The sequence below is a fragment of the Bacteroides faecis MAJ27 genome, assembly GCF_900106755.1.
Lineage (GTDB): Bacteria > Bacteroidota > Bacteroidia > Bacteroidales > Bacteroidaceae > Bacteroides > Bacteroides faecis.
In genome coordinates this window covers 35288-52865 of record NZ_FNNN01000003.1, presented here as the reverse complement: position 1 = coordinate 52865, position 17578 = coordinate 35288, and the positions used below count along the sequence as shown (strand labels likewise).

Here is a 17578-nt window from a genome sequence, read left to right as displayed (position 1 = left end):
AAATAAATCATGAACAACTTAACGAAGATTCTTTTTGTATTGGCTACCGGATGGCTGACAAATACCATTCAAGCACAGTCCCCGCAAGACAGAATCCATTACACAGGAAAGGAATTGTCGAATCCCGCTTATCATGACGGACAACTGTCTCCGGTAGTAGGAGTACATAATATTCAACTGGTACGTGCCAACCGTGAACACCCGGATACGTCGAACGGTAACGGATGGACTTATAATCATCAGCCTATGTTGGCCTACTGGAACGGTCAGTTCTATTATCAGTATCTGGCAGACCCTTCGGATGAGCATATACCACCTTCCCAAACATTCCTGATGACCTCAAAAGACGGTTATCAATGGACAAATCCGGAAATAGTATTCCCCCCTTACAAAGTGCCGGACGGATATACTAAAGAATCCCGCCCTGGTATGCAGGCAAAAGATTTGATCGCTATCATGCATCAACGTGTAGGCTTTTATGTATCTAAGTCGGGCAAGTTGATTACAATGGGAAATTATGGGGTAGCCTTAGATAAGAAAGATGATCCGAATGATGGGAACGGCATAGGTAGGGTAGTGCGTGAGATTAAGAAAGATGGTTCGTTTGGTCCTATCTATTTCATTTATTACAATCATGGATTCAACGAAAAGAATACCGATTATCCCTATTTTAAAAAGAGCAAAGACTGGGAATTCGTAAAGGCTTGCCAGGAAATACTGGATAATCCGCTTTATATGATGCAATGGGTAGAAGAAGCTGACCGTGAAGATCCGATCATTCCACTGAAAAAAGGATATAAAGCATTCAATTGCTATACATTGCCCGATGGACGCATTGCGAGTCTTTGGAAACACGCTTTGACTTCGATCAGTGAAGATGGGGGACATACCTGGGCAGAACCTGTGCTTCGTGCAAAAGGATTTGTCAACAGTAATGCGAAAATCTGGGGACAACGTCTGAGCGATGGAACCTATGCTACGGTTTATAATCCGTCGGAATTCCGCTGGCCGTTGGCTATCTCATTGAGTAAGGACGGATTGGAGTATACTACATTAAACTTGGTACATGGTGAAATTACTCCGATGCGCTATGGAGGAAATTACAAATCATATGGTCCTCAATATCCCCGTGGTATTCAGGAAGGAAACGGAATACCTGCAGATGGTGATTTGTGGGTTTCATATAGCGTGAATAAAGAAGATATGTGGATTTCCCGTATTCCTGTTCCGGTAGAGATCAATGCTTCCGCACATGCAGATGATGATTTTTCGAAATTCGGTTCAATGGCTGAACTAGCTAATTGGAATATTTATTCTCCGGTTTGGGCTCCGGTTTCTTTAGAAGGAGAATGGTTGATTTTACAGGATAAAGACCCGTTTGACTATGCGAAGGCAGAGCGTAAGATTCCGGCTTCTAAAGAATTGAAAGTTTCATTTGATCTGTTGGCCGGACAGAATGATAAAGGTATACTTCAGATTGACTTTTTAGATGAAAACAGCATTGCTTGTTCGCGGCTTGAGCTAACTCCGGACGGTATTTTCCGTATGAAAGGTGGCTCACGGTTTGCAAATATGATGAAATATGAGGCAGGGAAGACTTATCATGTAGAAGCAGTTCTTTCGACTGCAGATCGTAATATTCAAGTGTATGTAGATGGTAAGAGAGTCGGTTTGCGTATGTTTTATGCTCCGGTAGCGACTATTGAACGAATCGCTTTCCGTACGGGAGAGATGCGTACATTCCCGACCGTAGATACTCCTGCCGATCAAACTTACGATTTACCCAATGCAGGTGGGCAGGAACCGTTAGCGGAATATCGCATTGCCAATGTGAAGACTTCCTCCACAGATAAGGACGCTTCTTCCGCTTTTTTGAAATATGAGGACTTTAGTCATTATGCTGACTATTTCAATGGCATGGAAGATGAGAATATTGTTCAGGCCATTCCCAATGCCAAGGCTTCGGAATGGATGGAAGAAAATATTCCTTTGTTTGAATGCCCGCAACATAACTTTGAAGAAATGTACTATTATCGTTGGTGGTCATTGCGTAAGCATATCAAGGAAACTCCTGTCGGATATGGCATGACCGAATTTCTGATTCAGCGGTCTTATTCGGACAAATATAATCTGATAGCCTGTGCTATCGGACATCATATTTACGAGAGCCGTTGGTTGCGCGATCCGAAATATCTGGATCAGATTATACACACATGGTATCGTGGCAATGATGGCGGGCCGATGAAGAAAATGGATAAGTTCAGTTCATGGAATGCGGATGCCATACTTGCGCGCTATATGGTGGATGGTGATAAGGATTTCATGTTGGATATGGCGAAGGATCTGGAAACAGAATATCAGCGTTGGGAACGTACGAATCGTTTGAAGAACGGACTGTATTGGCAAGGTGATGTACAAGATGGTATGGAAGAGTCCATCAGTGGAGGACGGAAGAAAAAATATGCCCGTCCGACAATTAACAGTTATATGTACGGTAATGCAAAAGCTCTTTCGCTAATGGGAATTCTTTCCGGTAATGAAGGAATGGCTATGAAATACGGCATGAGAGCGGATACATTAAAGAGTCTCGTGGAGAACGATTTGTGGAATACACGTCATCAGTTCTTTGAGACTGTGCGTATTGATTCTTCTGCCAATGTACGTGAAGCAATCGGGTATATCCCATGGTATTTCAATTTACCGGATACAACGAAGAAATATGAAGTTGCCTGGAAAGAGATTATGGATGAAAAAGGATTTTCTGCTCCTTATGGATTGACTACGGCAGAACGCCGTCATCCGGAATTCCGCACGCGTGGAGTCGGCAAGTGTGAGTGGGACGGAGCTATCTGGCCGTTTGCTTCTGCACAGACATTGACTGCAATGGCTAATTTCATGAATAACTATCCGCAGACTGTTTTATCTGACAGTGTATATTTTCGTCAGATGGAATTGTATGTAGAGTCGCAATATCATCGTGGCCGTCCGTATATTGGCGAGTATCTGGATGAAGTGACCGGTTATTGGCTGAAAGGCGATCAGGAACGGAGCCGGTACTATAACCATTCTACATTCAATGATTTGATGATTACCGGATTGATTGGACTTCGTCCCCGTCTGGATGATACGATAGAAGTAAATCCGCTGATTCCGGCTGATAAATGGGACTGGTTTTGTCTGGATAATGTTTTATATCATGGGCACAATCTGACGATTCTTTGGGATAAAAATGGGGACCGTTACCATTGCGGAAAGGGATTACGTGTTTTTGTGGATGGGAAAGAGGCAGGACATGCGGATACGCTGACAAGACTTGTTTGTGAGAATGCTTTGAAATGATAGATTCAGACACGGATTATTATTTATAACATATTGAAAACCAGATAATGATTTTAAGAAAATATCTTCTTCTTATTCTTTGCCTGCCATGTTTCGTACAAGCGAAGAATATAACAATCAGTCGCCTGACTTGTGAAATGCAGGAAGGGTTAGTAGTGGTTGAGGGAGTGCCCCGTTTGGGATGGGTGATGGAATCACCTGAAAACGGAACACAACAATCGGCTTATGAAATAGATATTCGGGAGGTTTTTACCGGTCGTTCTGTGTGGAACAGTGGAAAAGTAAACTCTTCACAGAGCCAGTTGGTATCCATTGAAGGAGCGGATATTCGCTCTGGCAATCTACTCAATTATATTTGGCGCGTACGGGTTTGGGACGAATCTGGTTCACCCTCACAATGGAGCTCAGATGCTAAATTTCGTTCAGTTCCTGACTGCTTTTCTTCCAGGAAATGGATTGGGGCTATTACTCGTCAGGATGCCCACTTGCCGGAAGGTCGTAAGTTTCATGGTGGCGAATTGAAAAAGCCGGAGGTAAAAGCGGCTTGGGAAGCGGTGGATACACTAGCCAAGAAGAGCATTTATTTGCGGAAAACATTTGAGTTGGGAGATATAAAGGGAGGTAGTGCCGGTCGTAAAACAAGCAAGAGGATTGTAGAAGCGACAGCTTACGTATGCGGACTGGGATTCTATGAGTTTTCGTTAAATGGCAAGAAAGTAGGTGATAGTGAGTTTGCTCCGCTTTGGAGTGATTATGATAAAAGTGTTTATTATAACACGTATGATGTGACAGAGTTGTTGCAAAATGGTGAGAATGCAGTTGGAGTTTTATTGGGGAATGGATTCTATAATGTACAAGGGGGACGTTATCGTAAGCTACAGATTAGTTTTGGTCCTCCCACGCTCTTATTTGAGTTAGTTGTTAATTATGAGGATGGAACACATACGGTCATCCATTCTGATAATGGCTGGAAATATGATTTGAGTCCGATAACCTTCAACTGTATTTATGGAGGTGAGGATTATGATGCGCGTGGAGAACAGAAAGGATGGAACCAAGTTGGGTTTGATGATAGTGATTGGCGTCCGGTAGTAGTTCAGGAGGCTCCGAAAGGAATACTTCGCCCACAAATGGCACGTCCGGTGAAGATTATGGAACGGCACAACATTCAAAAGGTCACAAAACTGAATGATGAGCAAGTTGCCTTGGCTTCCAAATCTACGAAACGAGTGGTAGCCCCTTCTGCCTTAGTCTTGGACATGGGACAGAATCTGGCTGGTTTTCCCGAAATAACAGTACGTGGTAAACGCGGACAAAAAGTGACTCTGATAGTCGCCGAGGCGTTAACGGAAGAAGGTGCTTGTAACCAACGTCAAACAGGACGCCAACATTACTATGAATATACATTGAAAGGTGAAGGAGATGAAACTTGGCATCCTCGTTTCTCTTATTATGGTTTCAGATATATTCAGGTGGAAGGTGCTGTCTTGAAAGGACAGAAGAATCCGCATCAATTGCCGGTATTGAAAAACATTCAGTCCTGTTTCGTTTACAATTCGGCAAAGAAAGTTTCTACATTTGAATCATCAAATCAGATATTCAATGCTGCTCATCGCTTGATAGAGAAGGCAGTACGTAGTAATATGCAGTCTGTGTTTACGGATTGTCCGCACCGGGAAAAACTTGGTTGGCTGGAGCAGGTGCATCTTAATGGTCCGGGATTATTATATAATTATGATCTGACTGCTTATGCTCCGCAAATTATGCAGAACATGGCTGATGCGCAGCACTCCAATGGAGCAATGCCGACAACAGCCCCTGAATATGTCGTTTTTGAAGGTCCGGGTATGGATGCTTTTGCCGAATCGCCGGAGTGGGGAGGTTCTTTAGTTATTTTTCCATTTATGTATTATGAGACTTATGGAGATGATTCGCTGATCAGAAAATACTATTCCAATATGCGTCGTTATGTGGATTATCTCAAAACTCGTGCAAATAATGGAATCTTATCTTTCGGTTTGGGTGACTGGTATGATTATGGAGATTTTCGTGCGGGATTCTCACGGAATACACCTGTTCCATTAGTGGCTACCGCACATTATTACATGACCGTTATGTATTTGGTAAAGGCTGCCGGAATGGTAGGTAATGAATTTGATGTTCGTTATTACAGCTCTTTAGCCCATGATATTATGGTAGCCTTTAATAAATGTTTCTTAGATAATAATACCGCACAGTATGGTACGGGAAGTCAATGCAGTAATGCACTTCCGTTGTTTCTTCATTTGACACAAAGTGCAGGAGAACAAGGTGTTTGTCAGCCGGATACAAATTTGAATAAAAAGGTGCTTTTCAATCTGATTAAAGATGTAAAGGCACATAGAGATCGTCTGACAACCGGGGATGTGGGCAATCGTTATTTGATTCAGACATTAGCCCGTAACGACCAGAATGAACTTATTTATAAAATGTTTAATCATGAAGAAGCTCCCGGTTATGGTTTTCAATTAAAATTTGGGGCAACTACTCTGACAGAACAATGGGACCCGCGTCAAGGTTCTTCGTGGAATCATTTTATGATGGGGCAGATTGATGAATGGTTCTTTCGTTCATTGGTTGGAATTCGTCCATATACGGTATTATCTGCCTCCTTGGAAGGAAAAGATGATTCAATGCAGGGCTACCGGAAATTTATCATTGCTCCCCAACCGGTAGGAGACTTGAAATATGTCAAATCATCATACGAAACCCTTTATGGTACTATTATAGTAGAGTGGACTCGGCAAGAGGATGCATTTACCTTAAATGTGTCTGTTCCGGTGAATACAACGGCTGTCGTATATCTTCCGGGAGAGAAGGACCCCAAGGAAATACAAAGCGGAATGTATAAGTTTGACTGATAATACCTATATTTAGGCACGAATTTCTTGAATGGAAATGATGAAGAAGTATTCTTTAATATAATAGATTATGAATTTACAAATAACTCTTTTGGCATTCCTGTGCCTTTGTGCAGCCACTGTTCTTCATGCCGAACGTGTAGACATGCTGAAAATCGGTGCAAAGGCAAATGGCAAAGTTCTTAATACAAAGTTGATCAACACTACGATTGACCGTCTGAACCGTAATGGTGGAGGAACCCTTTTCTTTCCGGCGGGAACTTACCTGACAGGAAGTATCCGGTTGAAAAGTAATATAACCTTGGAGCTGGAAGCTGGTGCCACGTTACTTTTCTCAGATAACTTTGATGATTATCTTCCTTTTGTGGAAGTCCGTCACGAAGGAGTGATGATGAAAAGTTTCCAACCTTTAATCTATGCAGTGGATGCAGAGAATATTACGATCAAGGGCGAAGGAACTTTGGACGGACAAGGTAAAAAATGGTGGATGGAGTTTTTCCGGGTCATGATTGACCTGAAAGATAACGGTATGCATGATCTGAATAAATATCAGCCTATGTGGGATGCAGAGAATGATACTACGGCCATTTATACTGAAACAAATAAGGATTATGTAAGCACATTGCAGCGACGTTTTTTCCGTCCTCCGTTCATTCAGCCTGTTCGTTGTAAGAAGGTAAAGATTGAGGGAGTGAAAATTGTCAATTCCCCTTTCTGGACTGTAAACCCGGAATTCTGTGATAATGTGACTATCAAAGGAATTACGATTGATAATGTTCCTTCTCCTAATACAGATGGCATCAATCCGGAATCCTGCCGGAATGTACATATCAGCGATTGTCATATTTCAGTAGGTGATGACTGTATTACGATTAAATCGGGAAGAGATGCACAAGCCCGACGTTTGGGAGTACCTTGTGAAAATATCACTATAACCAATTGTACAATGCTTTCCGGGCATGGTGGTGTTGTTATTGGCAGCGAAATGAGTGGAAGTGTGCGTAAAGTGACTATTTCCAACTGCGTGTTTGACGGGACTGAGCGAGGTATCCGCATTAAGTCAACTCGTGGAAGGGGAGGAGTCGTTGAAGATATTCGTGTCAGCAATATTGTGATGAGCAATATCAAGCAAGAAGCTGTCGTTTTAAACTTGAAATACAGTCCGATGCCGGCAGAACCGAAGAGTGAACGCACCCCAATCTTTCGTAATGTACATATCAGTGGGATGACTGTTACAGATGTAAAAACACCGATAAAAATAGTCGGATTAGAAGAAGCTCCGATATCAGATATTGTATTACGTGATATCCATATTCAGGGAGGAAAGCAGAAATGCATCTTTGAAGATTGTGAACGCATTACGATGGATGATGTGATTGTCAATGGTGAGGAATTAAAACTTAAATAAATGAAACGGATACTTTTCACAATGCTGCTTGCCGCATCCCTTTCGGCAGAGGCGCAAACACAAAGATATGAGACGGAATTTGCCCGTCCCTTAAATGAAGTTCTGACGGATATTCAAAATCGTTTTGGAGTCCGCTTGAAATACGATATTGATACAGTAGGCAAAGTATTGTCTTACGCTGATTTCCGTATTCGTCCTTATTCAGTGGAAGAGTCGCTGACAAATGTACTTGCACCTTTTGACTACAAGTTTGTCAAGCAGAAGGGAAATATGTATAAGTTGAAAGCTTACGAATATCCCCGTCGGACGGATGAGGATGGGGAAAAGATGTTGGCGTATCTGAACACCCTTTATGCTGATAAGCAAACATTCGGATTGCGTGCGGATTCTTTGAAGAAAGAAGTCCGTCAGCGTTTGGGCATTGATGCTATGTTGGCCCAATGTGTTAAGTCGGAGGCTATTCTCTCGAAAATACGAAAGTTTGATGGCTATACTGTACAGAACTTTGCACTTGAAACACTTCCCGGATTGTATGTCTGCGGCTCTATTTACACCCCTCAATCAAAAGGGAAGCATGCACTGATTATATGCCCGAACGGACATTTCGGCGGTGGACGTTATCGTGAGGATCAGCAACAGCGCATGGGCACTTTGGCCCGTATGGGAGCTATTTGTGTGGATTATGACTTATTCGGATGGGGAGAATCTATATTACAGGTTGGCAGTGCGGCGCATCGTAGCAGTGCGGCGCATACTATTCAGGCGATGAATGGTTTGCTGATTCTTGATTATATGCTTGCTTCCCGGAAAGATATTGATACCGGTCGTATCGGAGCGAATGGTGGTTCCGGTGGTGGTACACATACAGTGTTACTAAGTGTATTGGATGATCGTTTTACGGCTTCTGCTCCGGTAGTGAGCCTGGCTTCCCATTTCGACGGGGGATGTCCCTGCGAAAGTGGCATGCCTATTCAGCTCTCGGCAGGAGGCACTTGTAACGCAGAATTGGCTGCGACATTTGCTCCGCTTCCACAACTGATTGTTTCTGATGGCGGAGATTGGACAGCCAGTGTTCCTACGTTAGAATTTCCTTATCTGCAACGTATTTATGGTTTCTACCATGCAAAGGATAAGGTTACAAATGTACACCTTCCCAATGAGAAACACGATTTTGGCCCGAATAAACGAAATGCTGTTTATGATTTTTTTGCCGATGTGTTTCATTTGGACAAGAAGAAACTGGATGAAAGTAAAGTTACTATTGAACCCGAAGCTGCCATGTATAGTTTTGGAGAGAAGGGAGAGCTATTACCGGAGGGCGCCATTCGTTCTTTCGATAAAGTAGCAGCTTATTTTGACAAGAAAGTATTTGCCAGACTAAACTCGGATACTTCTCTTGAAAAGAAAGCGATGGACTGGGTAGCCTCACTGAACCTGAATGACGAGAGTAAAGCCGGATTTGCAATTACTACTATTTACAATCATCTGCGTAAGGTTCGCGATTGGCACAATGACCATCCTTATACCACGATTCCTGCCGGCATCAATCCGTTGACAGGCAAACTATTGAGTAAACTTGACCGTGAAATGATTGCTGACTCTGCTATGCCGAAAGAGATACATGAAAAGTTGATGAAAGACTTGCGCAGGGTATTGACAGAAGAACAGGTGGAACAGATCCTTGATAAATATACTGTTGGAAAAGTTGCATTCACTCTAAAAGGATATCAGGCTATTGTACCTGATATGACGGAAGAAGAAACAGCATTTGTCCTGGAACAACTGAAGCTGGCTCGTGAGCAGGCTATTGACTACAAGAACATGAAACAGATTTCTGCTATCTTCGAAATCTATAAAACTAAATGCGAACAGTATTTTAACGAACATGGGCGTAACTGGCGCCAGATGTTTAAGGATTATGTGAATAAAAGGAACGCAGAGAAAAAAGCACAGGGAAAGAAATAAACCTTAGTTAGGAATAAGAGATAATCATATAATGTACATTAAGAGCGGCAATACCTTTGGAAAAAGAGGATTGCTGCTCTTGGTGTATCATACATTATGTGAAAAATAGAGTTAGCCGGACATCTTTTTCGCAGGAAATGTGTTAATTTGTAGACAACTAACAGAAACGTATAGTATATGAATAAGCAAAAAGTCGCATTAGTACTTTCTATGGGTGGTGCACGGGGTATTGCACATATTGGAGCCATCGAAGAATTGCTCCGTCATAATTATGAGATAACTTCTATTGCAGGAAGTTCAATGGGAGCGATGGTAGGAGCGATGTATGCTTCGGGAAAGATGGAGGAGTGTAAAGAATGGTTGTATAGCTGGGATAAGCGTAAAATGTGGGAACTGGCCGACTTAACCTTAAGTCGGGACGGGCTGGTAAAAGGTGACCGCTTCATCAAAGAATTAAAACAGATCATTCCGGATATGAATATCGAAGACCTGCCGATTCCTTATGTGGCAATGGCTACGGATATTGTATGTGATCAGGAAGTAAGGTTTGACAGAGGAAGTCTGCATGAGGCCATCCGGGCATCCATTTCTATTCCGATGGTTTTCCGTCCGTTGCGGAAAGATGGTATGGTATTGATTGACGGGGGAATTTTAAATCCTCTTCCGCTGAAGCATGTGCAGCGTACTGAAGGGGACATCCTGATTGCAGTGGATGTAAATGCCCCGATTGATTGTGGCAAGAAAAAGAAGATGAGTCCTTACAATCTATTGACAGAATCCTCAAGAATGATGATGCAACAAATCACCCGTTACCAGATAGATCGTTGTCAACCTGATATTTTGATTGAGATGTCCGGCAATGCTTATGATATGCTTGCATTCAATCACGCAGCTTCTATTGTGAAAACCGGGGTTGAAGTTACCAAAAGTGCATTGGATGGAATCGGTAGAAAGGAGTCATAAGCCTTTATCTATTCTGTATATATCATCTTTTTAGTCATTCCTCCGTCAATAGTGATATTCTCGCCATTGATAAAGTCGTTCTCATCCTGACAAAGGAATAGGCACATACGTGCAATATCTTCGGGTTTGCCTACCCGCTTAGAGGGATGCTGCATATGGTCTTCCGGTCGGAGTTGATCATAATTTTGTGTTTGTATCCATCCCGGAGCAATGGAATTTACAGTAATATTCCATTCTGACAGTGATGTTGCCAATGCATGTGTAAGCGAATAAATGCCACCTTTTGAGGCAGCATAGCCTTCACTTCCCGATTCGCTCATCAGATATCTTGTAGAGCAAATATTGATAATTCTTCCATATACATTAGGAGTGGACAGACCTTTACGATGGATAGCGAGTGCACGTGAGGTGATGAAAACCGGACGCAGATTGATAGACAGGATTTTGTCGAAATCTTCCACGCTTGTTTCTGTGATAGGAGAGAACTTGCTGATACCTACGTTGTTGACTATAATATCGATATCTCCCCATTCTTTCAGAATATGTTGCATACAACTTTCAAGTGCATCTTTATCACTGACATCGACCGGATAGAATGTAGCTCCGCTATTTTGAGCTGTTTGTTGTCCTGCTACTTCGTTAATATCACAGAAAGCGACTTGATGCCCGGCTTGGCAGAAAGATGCTACGATAGCCTTGCCGATACCTTCAGCTCCGCCTGTAACGAACACCCTTCTTTTCAAGCAGTTCGGCTTTGAAGTAATTACAGTCGGTTGTTCTGATTTTATCTGGTTAGTTGATGGCGATTTCTTTTTACCATATTTTTGCGCTTGTTTCCAAGCTGCTTTTCTCGCCTCGTATTGCTCTTGCTGTCTTTCTATATAATTGTCTGCCATGAGTTCTTCATTTTTAAATCTGAGGAACAAAAATAATATATTTATTCGAAAAGGCAAAATTACTCAAGAGTCATTATAATGGCTGCTGAAAATCAGTGCTTTGAAGAAAAATGAGCAACTTTTAACCTTAAAGCTAAGCATAATAATATCCCTTGCTTGGGTTGGTGTTATATTATGAATATGAATAAGTAATTCCCCAATAATCTAGAACATTGATGTTTACATTATCATTGATCATGAATTTGATAACTTTATAACACCGGACTTCTGAGGAAATAAACCTTATAATGATCTGTTTTTTTTATATTATCTAGAGATTTCTATTGGCAGGTAATTAAAATATGAGACTTTTTTACTTGCATATAGTGTTAAAAATATCAAACTGTTAGTGGTTATGAATAATGTTAAACGTCTTAAAAACAGTTCTAGCTTCTGATATCGAGAGGAATTTCATATTAGGTAGTACTCTTTATAATGACCATGCAAAGAACATGTCGGATAAGAATTCTACCCGTGTCATCTTGACTTTTTAATAATATATAGAAAAAAGAGTATGAAAAAGAATTTGAAGTATTTGTTGTTGCTCTCGTTATTATCCTTCATGGCTTGCAATGGTGATGAAAAAATAGATTCGGGTATGGTGCAGCAAGACGGTGAAGCATTGCAACTGAATGTTCGTGTTGGTGATTTTGCTATTAACGATATCTCCAATATTCGTGTCACGGATAGCGGAAGTGCAACCACTTTCGAAAATGGGGATCGTATCGGTGTCATTGTGCTGGATGCAGATAATAATGTACTATCCGACAACATACCTTACAAATATGATGGTAGCATTTGGAGCTTCGACAGCAGCAATGGTGAAGGAAAAACAGCCATATACTACGACAATAAAGCCACGGTTTACTTTGCCTACTTTCCGTATAGTAAGGAAGCGGATAATGTGATTAACATAGATGGTCTAAAAGGAATATTCTTACCGGAGGGTGATCAACGCAGCAAGGATGCCTACCGTGCTTCCGATTTGTTGGTATGGAGTGACACGAGTGGTAGACCGCTAAAAAAATTAGATATACTATTTGAACATGCTTATTCCTTACTTTCGTTGTCTCCTTCCATAAAATGCAAAATTAATGGAAGGAGGGACTTTACTTATGTTCCTTCTTCCATTAGTGATGTGAGTTTCAATATCGGAACTGAGTCTCTTTTCCCTTACCAGGTGAATGACGGCAGTTATCAGGTAATTATTTCTCCGAAAAGGGCAAAGGTTCATTGGCTTTATGAATATAACAAAGAGATGTATAGTGGTGCGATGCCCTATACAGATTTATCTGCCAATACCTGTTATACATTTACCCCGATTTTAAAAGATATAGGTGATTATACATTGGATAAAGTTCAAATGGGCGATTTTTATTGCAAGGATGAAAGTAATAACGGCTATTTGATTCCCGGCGATGTTACTGCTCTTTCCGCAGATATGGACTGCTTGGGTATCGTTCTGAAGTCGGGTAAAGACAGTGGAGGCGAATGGGTAGATTATTGTAAATACAAACAGAAAGATGGTATAACAGAGATGCATACCGTGCATGGTTACGTTCTTGCGCTTTATGATGCCAATGGAGGAAATGCTTGTACATGGGGGCTTTGGAGTCTTGCTGCTATAGACAGCGGTGAGCCGAGTATCGGTTTCTACGGTTATAAGAATACACAAAGAATTATTTCGTTTGCAGAAAGTGAGAATAGAACTTTAAAGGATGTTTTTCCCACTGTCTATTGGATAACGGATGGTACGGAAGGCTATGAATATAGTTATCCTGCCCCTGCGAATAGTAGTGGCTGGTTTTTACCCTCGCTAGGTCAATGTTGGTATTGGATGTACAATAAGGCTAATCTTTTATCCGCTATCAAGAAAGCTACTGGGGATAATGACTATGGGTGGAAATTGGGGTATTGGTCAAGTTCGGAGGACGGCTACGATCCGTTTCTCAACGCATACTATGCCGACACCTACGTCGGTGCCATGGATTGGGACTATAAGATCAGCAAACTTTATGTCCGTGCGTGTCTTGTTTTTTGATTTGTGGTGTATGCTATTTATTCGGTAAAGGAATATTGATAAACCTGTAAATAATAAAAATACCGCGCTGACACGATAATTGTCAGTGCGGTATAATTATAACAGAGAATCTGTTTTTTTATTCAGCTACTACTTAAGCTTTGACGGATCTATTTCCGCATACTTAATCCGTTGGCGACGCCAAGTATAAATCGCATGTAACTTGCCGTCTTTACCTTGAATAATACTTGGATAGGAATATTGGCTGATAGGACTATCTTCCAGTGTAAGGACAGGTTTCCAATGAATGCCATCCTCTGAAATGGCAACACATAGTGGAGTACGAGGTCCTTTCGGTGTACCGGGCTGTGTTGAGAAATTGTTGTAAATGAGTATGTGACGTCCGTCACTCATCGTTACAGCATCTGTTCCGGAATTATTGTTCGGGACATTGCTCAATGTCACTTTATTCCATGTTTCACCATTGTCGCTACTCCAGGCTGTTGCCAATAATGCATTACGTGTACGGCAAAGTACTTGTAATCTTCCATCCTTATGTTTTAGAATACTGGGTTGGATGGCGAGAATCGGCTGTGCACCTTTCCCTTGGATAGCTTCTCCTGCCTCTTGGTCATCTACGTTAATACCACCTTTTTTACGATTCTGAGTCGGAACAGACAACTCTGCCGGTACTGATTCCGTCGTTTTCCAAGTTTTACCTTTATCATCCGAATATTCAAAATGGATGCGCCATCCTCCTTTTCCTTCCCTGCTTGATGGACAGATAATACGCCCATTGATGTATTCGGGTTTGTTCTTGATAGGACCTAAAAATCCTTGGGGGAGTGCTTCACGCTTGCTCCATGTTTTACCTCCGTCTTTGGAACGAACCAACCATCCGGTCCAGTCGGCTACACTTAATCCTATTTTATAGAATAAGATCAAGTCACCTCCGGGTATTTGGAATAATACTGGGTTCCAGCATGCTTTTCTGCGGGCTGTCAGTTTCCCTTTTGTGTCCTTTACAGGTGTGCAGGCAGTGTCGATGCCTGCAATCTCAGCATTAGGATCATTGAGTGCAAACACACCGTCAGCTGCAAGTTTGGGAGCTGTCCATTCTTTTGCCCCTTTGGCTTTGCGGCATACCCAGATGCAACAATCCGGATTACGTTCTTTGGTACCACCGAAGAAAGAAGCTACCAAGTCACCGTTTTTCAACTCCACAATGGTTGCCCCGTGACATTCGGGGAAAGAAGCTTTTTCATATAGAAATTCATCACTGATGATGGCGGTGTTCCGTGTTGGTATATCTACGCTGAAATGATATTTGCCGGAACCTATTTTTTCTTTTTGTCCATCCGGCAGGTGCACTTCTCCTGTTGTATTGGCAGGAAGTTCGATATCCCATTCCAGATGCATGGGAGTCTTTTTCCATTGGCTGGTAATCTTTCCATAGATACTCATATAAGAAGCATCCACGTTACTCAATTCCTGAATTTCAAAAGCAGGCTGGAAAACAATATGTTTATAGCCGGATTTCCAACGGTCGGCACGGATACCAGCCAGATTATTGAAGCACCAGGGAAGTAGGTCGCCTAAGAGCATCACGTGGTTTCCACTGTTCATACCTGGATTTGCAGTATCACCGTTCCAAAGCTCCCAGATGGTAGTGGCACCTTGTGCAGCCATATACCCCCACGAAGGATATGTATCATTGGTGGCTAAGAGATATGCTACATCTGCATGCCCCCTACGGCTCAATTCACGCATTAGCCATTGTGTACCGATTACTCCGGTACTGATATGTCCTTTATTCGTTGTAATAATGGTCGTAACGGCATTCTTGGCCACTTCCTTAATGTATGGCTTGGGCACAAGACCGAAGGCTAACGGTAAAATATTCGCTGTTACAGTATTATTGCCATAGAAAATACTATCCGGATACAATGTATGACCGGGTACGAGCGATGTTCCTTCCTTCGCATGAAGAAAACGCGCATTAAACGCATCTTTCATTTTATGTTCCAGGTCTTCCCACTCTTTAGCGTCGGCTGTTAACCCTTGAATGCTGGCAAAACGATGCATTAATTGCAATACTTTCAGGTAATAAGCGGTAGCTATCAGTGCACCATCCGTTTTGCGGGCAGGATCTTGGCTATGAATCATTTCTAACGATTCGGGAGGAACGCACCAGTCACCATATTTGTCTTTGGTTATAATGTAATCCTTTGTCATATAATACTCACGGATATGAGATACCCATTTTTTGATAGCAGGATAATTATCTTCTATCGGGCGTTTGTCTCCATAGTTGGTAAAGAGCATATCGCAGACCAAGGGTAGGGTAGCGGGCCAGGTCACATTATCCGAATAGTAATTCCAAAAAGCCGGAGCTACATCGGGGATGCATCCGTCTTCGCGCTGTGCTTCGCGGATATCACGTGCCCATTTGTTGTACATCGCATGATTGTCGAAGAACATGCTTTCACCCCAGCAACCCATTGCATGATCGCCTAGCCAAGGCTGGCGTTCGTTACGTTGCGGGCAGTCTACCGGCATCCCTTTATAATTGCTCCGGATGCCCCAGAATGCGTTGCGTATGATCTGATTTAATGTCTCGTCTGAACAGGAGAAAGAACCGACATGATCCATTTCGTCTTCTACGACTTCCACAGTGAAATCTTCTACTTTTGCATCGGGATACCCACTGATTTCCACATAGCGGAAACCATGATACACAAAACTGGGAGCCCAGGTTGCACCTTGCGGTTCATGTCCGCTAACTACATATATATCCGTACAATGCGCATCGCGCAGATTCTTCGTAAAGATTTCCCCATTTGATTCTAAACGCTCTGCGAAATGAAGGCGAATACTGTCGCCTGCCTGACCTTTGATACGGAAGCGTACCCATCCTGCCAGATTTTGGCCGGTATCCATAATGTATTTATCATCAAGTTTCTTGATAGAAAGCGGCTTTAGAGTTTCCGTTACTTTCATGCCCGGTATCATCTGTGCACGTAATGTTCCACTGGGAATGCTGACGCGTTGGGCAGGTGTCCACCCCTTATCATCGTATCCTGTCAACGTCCAGTTTCCCAATTCTTTGCGTGCGTCATATTCTTCGCCATCATACTCGTTGTTGCTGCGGACCGGTCCTTCAGTCGTTAATTTCCAAGAGATGTCCGAGACGATTGTTTCTTTGTTTCCATCCGTATACTCTACAATCAGATTCAGGCGAAGCTTCGGATAGCCGAAAGTAGGTATTTTATACGGTTTGTAATTCTGGCGCATGGTATAAAAACGACCGTTGCCTAAGGTTACTCCGATTGCATTTTCTTTCTGAAGCTGAGACGTGACATCATAAGTATTATATAGAATTGTTTTCCGGTAATCGGTAGGGACAGGTGCCAGCACTTGGTCACCAATACGTTGTCCGTTGATGAATAACTCATACAGCCCCATTCCGGCAACGTGCACCATGGCTCGTTTCACCTCTTTCTTCAATGCAAATTCTTTGCGAAGATAACGGGCTGCCAAGCGGCTCCATTGAGTTTCACTATCGCCCGGAGCTGCCCGGTCCAGACCAATCCATTGGCCTCTCCAGTCTGCTTCATTGAATAACCCCATGCTCCAGAAAGCCGGGTTACTCCAGTTCGCTTCTCCTTTATTGGTATATACTTTTACTTTCCAGTAATAGGGAGCATTGCACTTCAGTGGTTCTCCCTGATAGGTAATCCATTGGGAAGCATCCGTTTCTATTTTTCCGGAATCCCACATATCTCCTTTTCCTTGTGCCAATAGCTCCGGGGAAGATGCAACAAGAATGTGATACGCAGTTTGCATCACATTCTGTTCATCCGACTCGATACGCCAACCCAGTCGGGGCTGGCGTGTATCGATGCCTAATGGATTCTTTAGCTGCTCTGTCCGCAGGTTGGTTACGTCTATGGCTGCACGTAATGAACCTGCTCCAAGAAGCAGTAAAGAAAATAATAATAGTTGTATTTTCTTATTCATGAGTGTAAATTAGATAAAGAGAGTGATT

Annotated in this window: 8 protein-coding genes; 6 read left to right on the top strand and 2 right to left on the bottom strand. The window is 42.5% G+C overall.

Annotated features, from left to right (window positions below; genetic code table 11):
• Positions 1-9 precede the first annotated feature (9 nt).
• The 5 genes from BLW31_RS03590 (at position 10) to BLW31_RS03570 (ending at position 10575) form a co-directional block, all read left to right on the top strand.
• Positions 10-3339: an MGH1-like glycoside hydrolase domain-containing protein gene (locus BLW31_RS03590; RefSeq protein WP_010537912.1), complete on the top strand. Its 3330-nt coding sequence runs from the start codon at positions 10-12 to the stop codon at positions 3337-3339.
• 47 nt (positions 3340-3386) lie between these two features.
• Positions 3387-6239 carry a glycoside hydrolase family 78 protein gene (locus BLW31_RS03585; RefSeq protein ID WP_022301471.1) on the top strand — a complete coding sequence of 951 codons (2853 nt, stop codon included), beginning with the start codon at positions 3387-3389 and terminating at the stop codon, positions 6237-6239.
• 70 nt (positions 6240-6309) lie between these two features.
• Positions 6310-7647, top strand: a complete 1338-nt coding sequence (locus tag BLW31_RS03580; RefSeq protein ID WP_022301470.1) for a glycoside hydrolase family 28 protein — start codon at positions 6310-6312, stop codon at positions 7645-7647.
• On the top strand, positions 7648-9612 hold the full coding sequence (locus BLW31_RS03575; protein WP_010537915.1) for a 6-O-methylesterase: 1965 nt from the start codon (positions 7648-7650) through the stop codon (positions 9610-9612).
• 177 nt (positions 9613-9789) lie between these two features.
• Complete coding sequence (locus BLW31_RS03570; protein ID WP_010537916.1) at positions 9790-10575, top strand: patatin-like phospholipase family protein; 786 nt, start codon at positions 9790-9792, stop codon at positions 10573-10575.
• A gap of 8 nt (positions 10576-10583) precedes the next feature.
• Here BLW31_RS03570 and BLW31_RS03565 read toward each other — a convergent pair whose 3' ends face one another.
• A complete protein-coding gene (locus BLW31_RS03565) occupies positions 10584-11471 on the bottom strand; it encodes an SDR family NAD(P)-dependent oxidoreductase (RefSeq protein WP_010537917.1) in 888 nt (295 codons plus the stop codon).
• 553 nt (positions 11472-12024) lie between these two features.
• Here BLW31_RS03565 and BLW31_RS03560 point away from each other — a divergent pair.
• Positions 12025-13551: a fimbrillin family protein gene (locus tag BLW31_RS03560; protein WP_010537918.1), complete on the top strand. Its 1527-nt coding sequence runs from the start codon at positions 12025-12027 to the stop codon at positions 13549-13551.
• A 129-nt stretch (positions 13552-13680) separates the two neighbouring features.
• On the opposite strand, the gene BLW31_RS03555 is transcribed toward BLW31_RS03560, so the two are convergent.
• Positions 13681-17550, bottom strand: coding sequence for a family 78 glycoside hydrolase catalytic domain (locus BLW31_RS03555; protein WP_010537919.1), 3870 nt, complete (start codon positions 17548-17550; stop codon positions 13681-13683).
• Positions 17551-17578 lie beyond the last annotated feature (28 nt).

Bases quoted from the DNA above. Each gene is read 5' to 3' on its own strand.
- BLW31_RS03590 (WP_010537912.1), top strand. From the start codon at position 10: ATGAACAACTTAACGAAGATTCTTTTTGTATTGGCTACCGGATGGCTG.
- BLW31_RS03585 (WP_022301471.1), top strand. From the start codon at position 3,387: ATGATTTTAAGAAAATATCTTCTTCTTATTCTTTGCCTGCCATGTTTC.
- BLW31_RS03580 (WP_022301470.1), top strand. From the start codon at position 6,310: ATGAATTTACAAATAACTCTTTTGGCATTCCTGTGCCTTTGTGCAGCC.
- BLW31_RS03575 (WP_010537915.1), top strand. From the start codon at position 7,648: ATGAAACGGATACTTTTCACAATGCTGCTTGCCGCATCCCTTTCGGCA.
- BLW31_RS03570 (WP_010537916.1), top strand. From the start codon at position 9,790: ATGAATAAGCAAAAAGTCGCATTAGTACTTTCTATGGGTGGTGCACGG.
- BLW31_RS03565 (WP_010537917.1), bottom strand. From the start codon at position 11,471: ATGGCAGACAATTATATAGAAAGACAGCAAGAGCAATACGAGGCGAGA.
- BLW31_RS03560 (WP_010537918.1), top strand. From the start codon at position 12,025: ATGAAAAAGAATTTGAAGTATTTGTTGTTGCTCTCGTTATTATCCTTC.
- BLW31_RS03555 (WP_010537919.1), bottom strand. From the start codon at position 17,550: ATGAATAAGAAAATACAACTATTATTATTTTCTTTACTGCTTCTTGGA.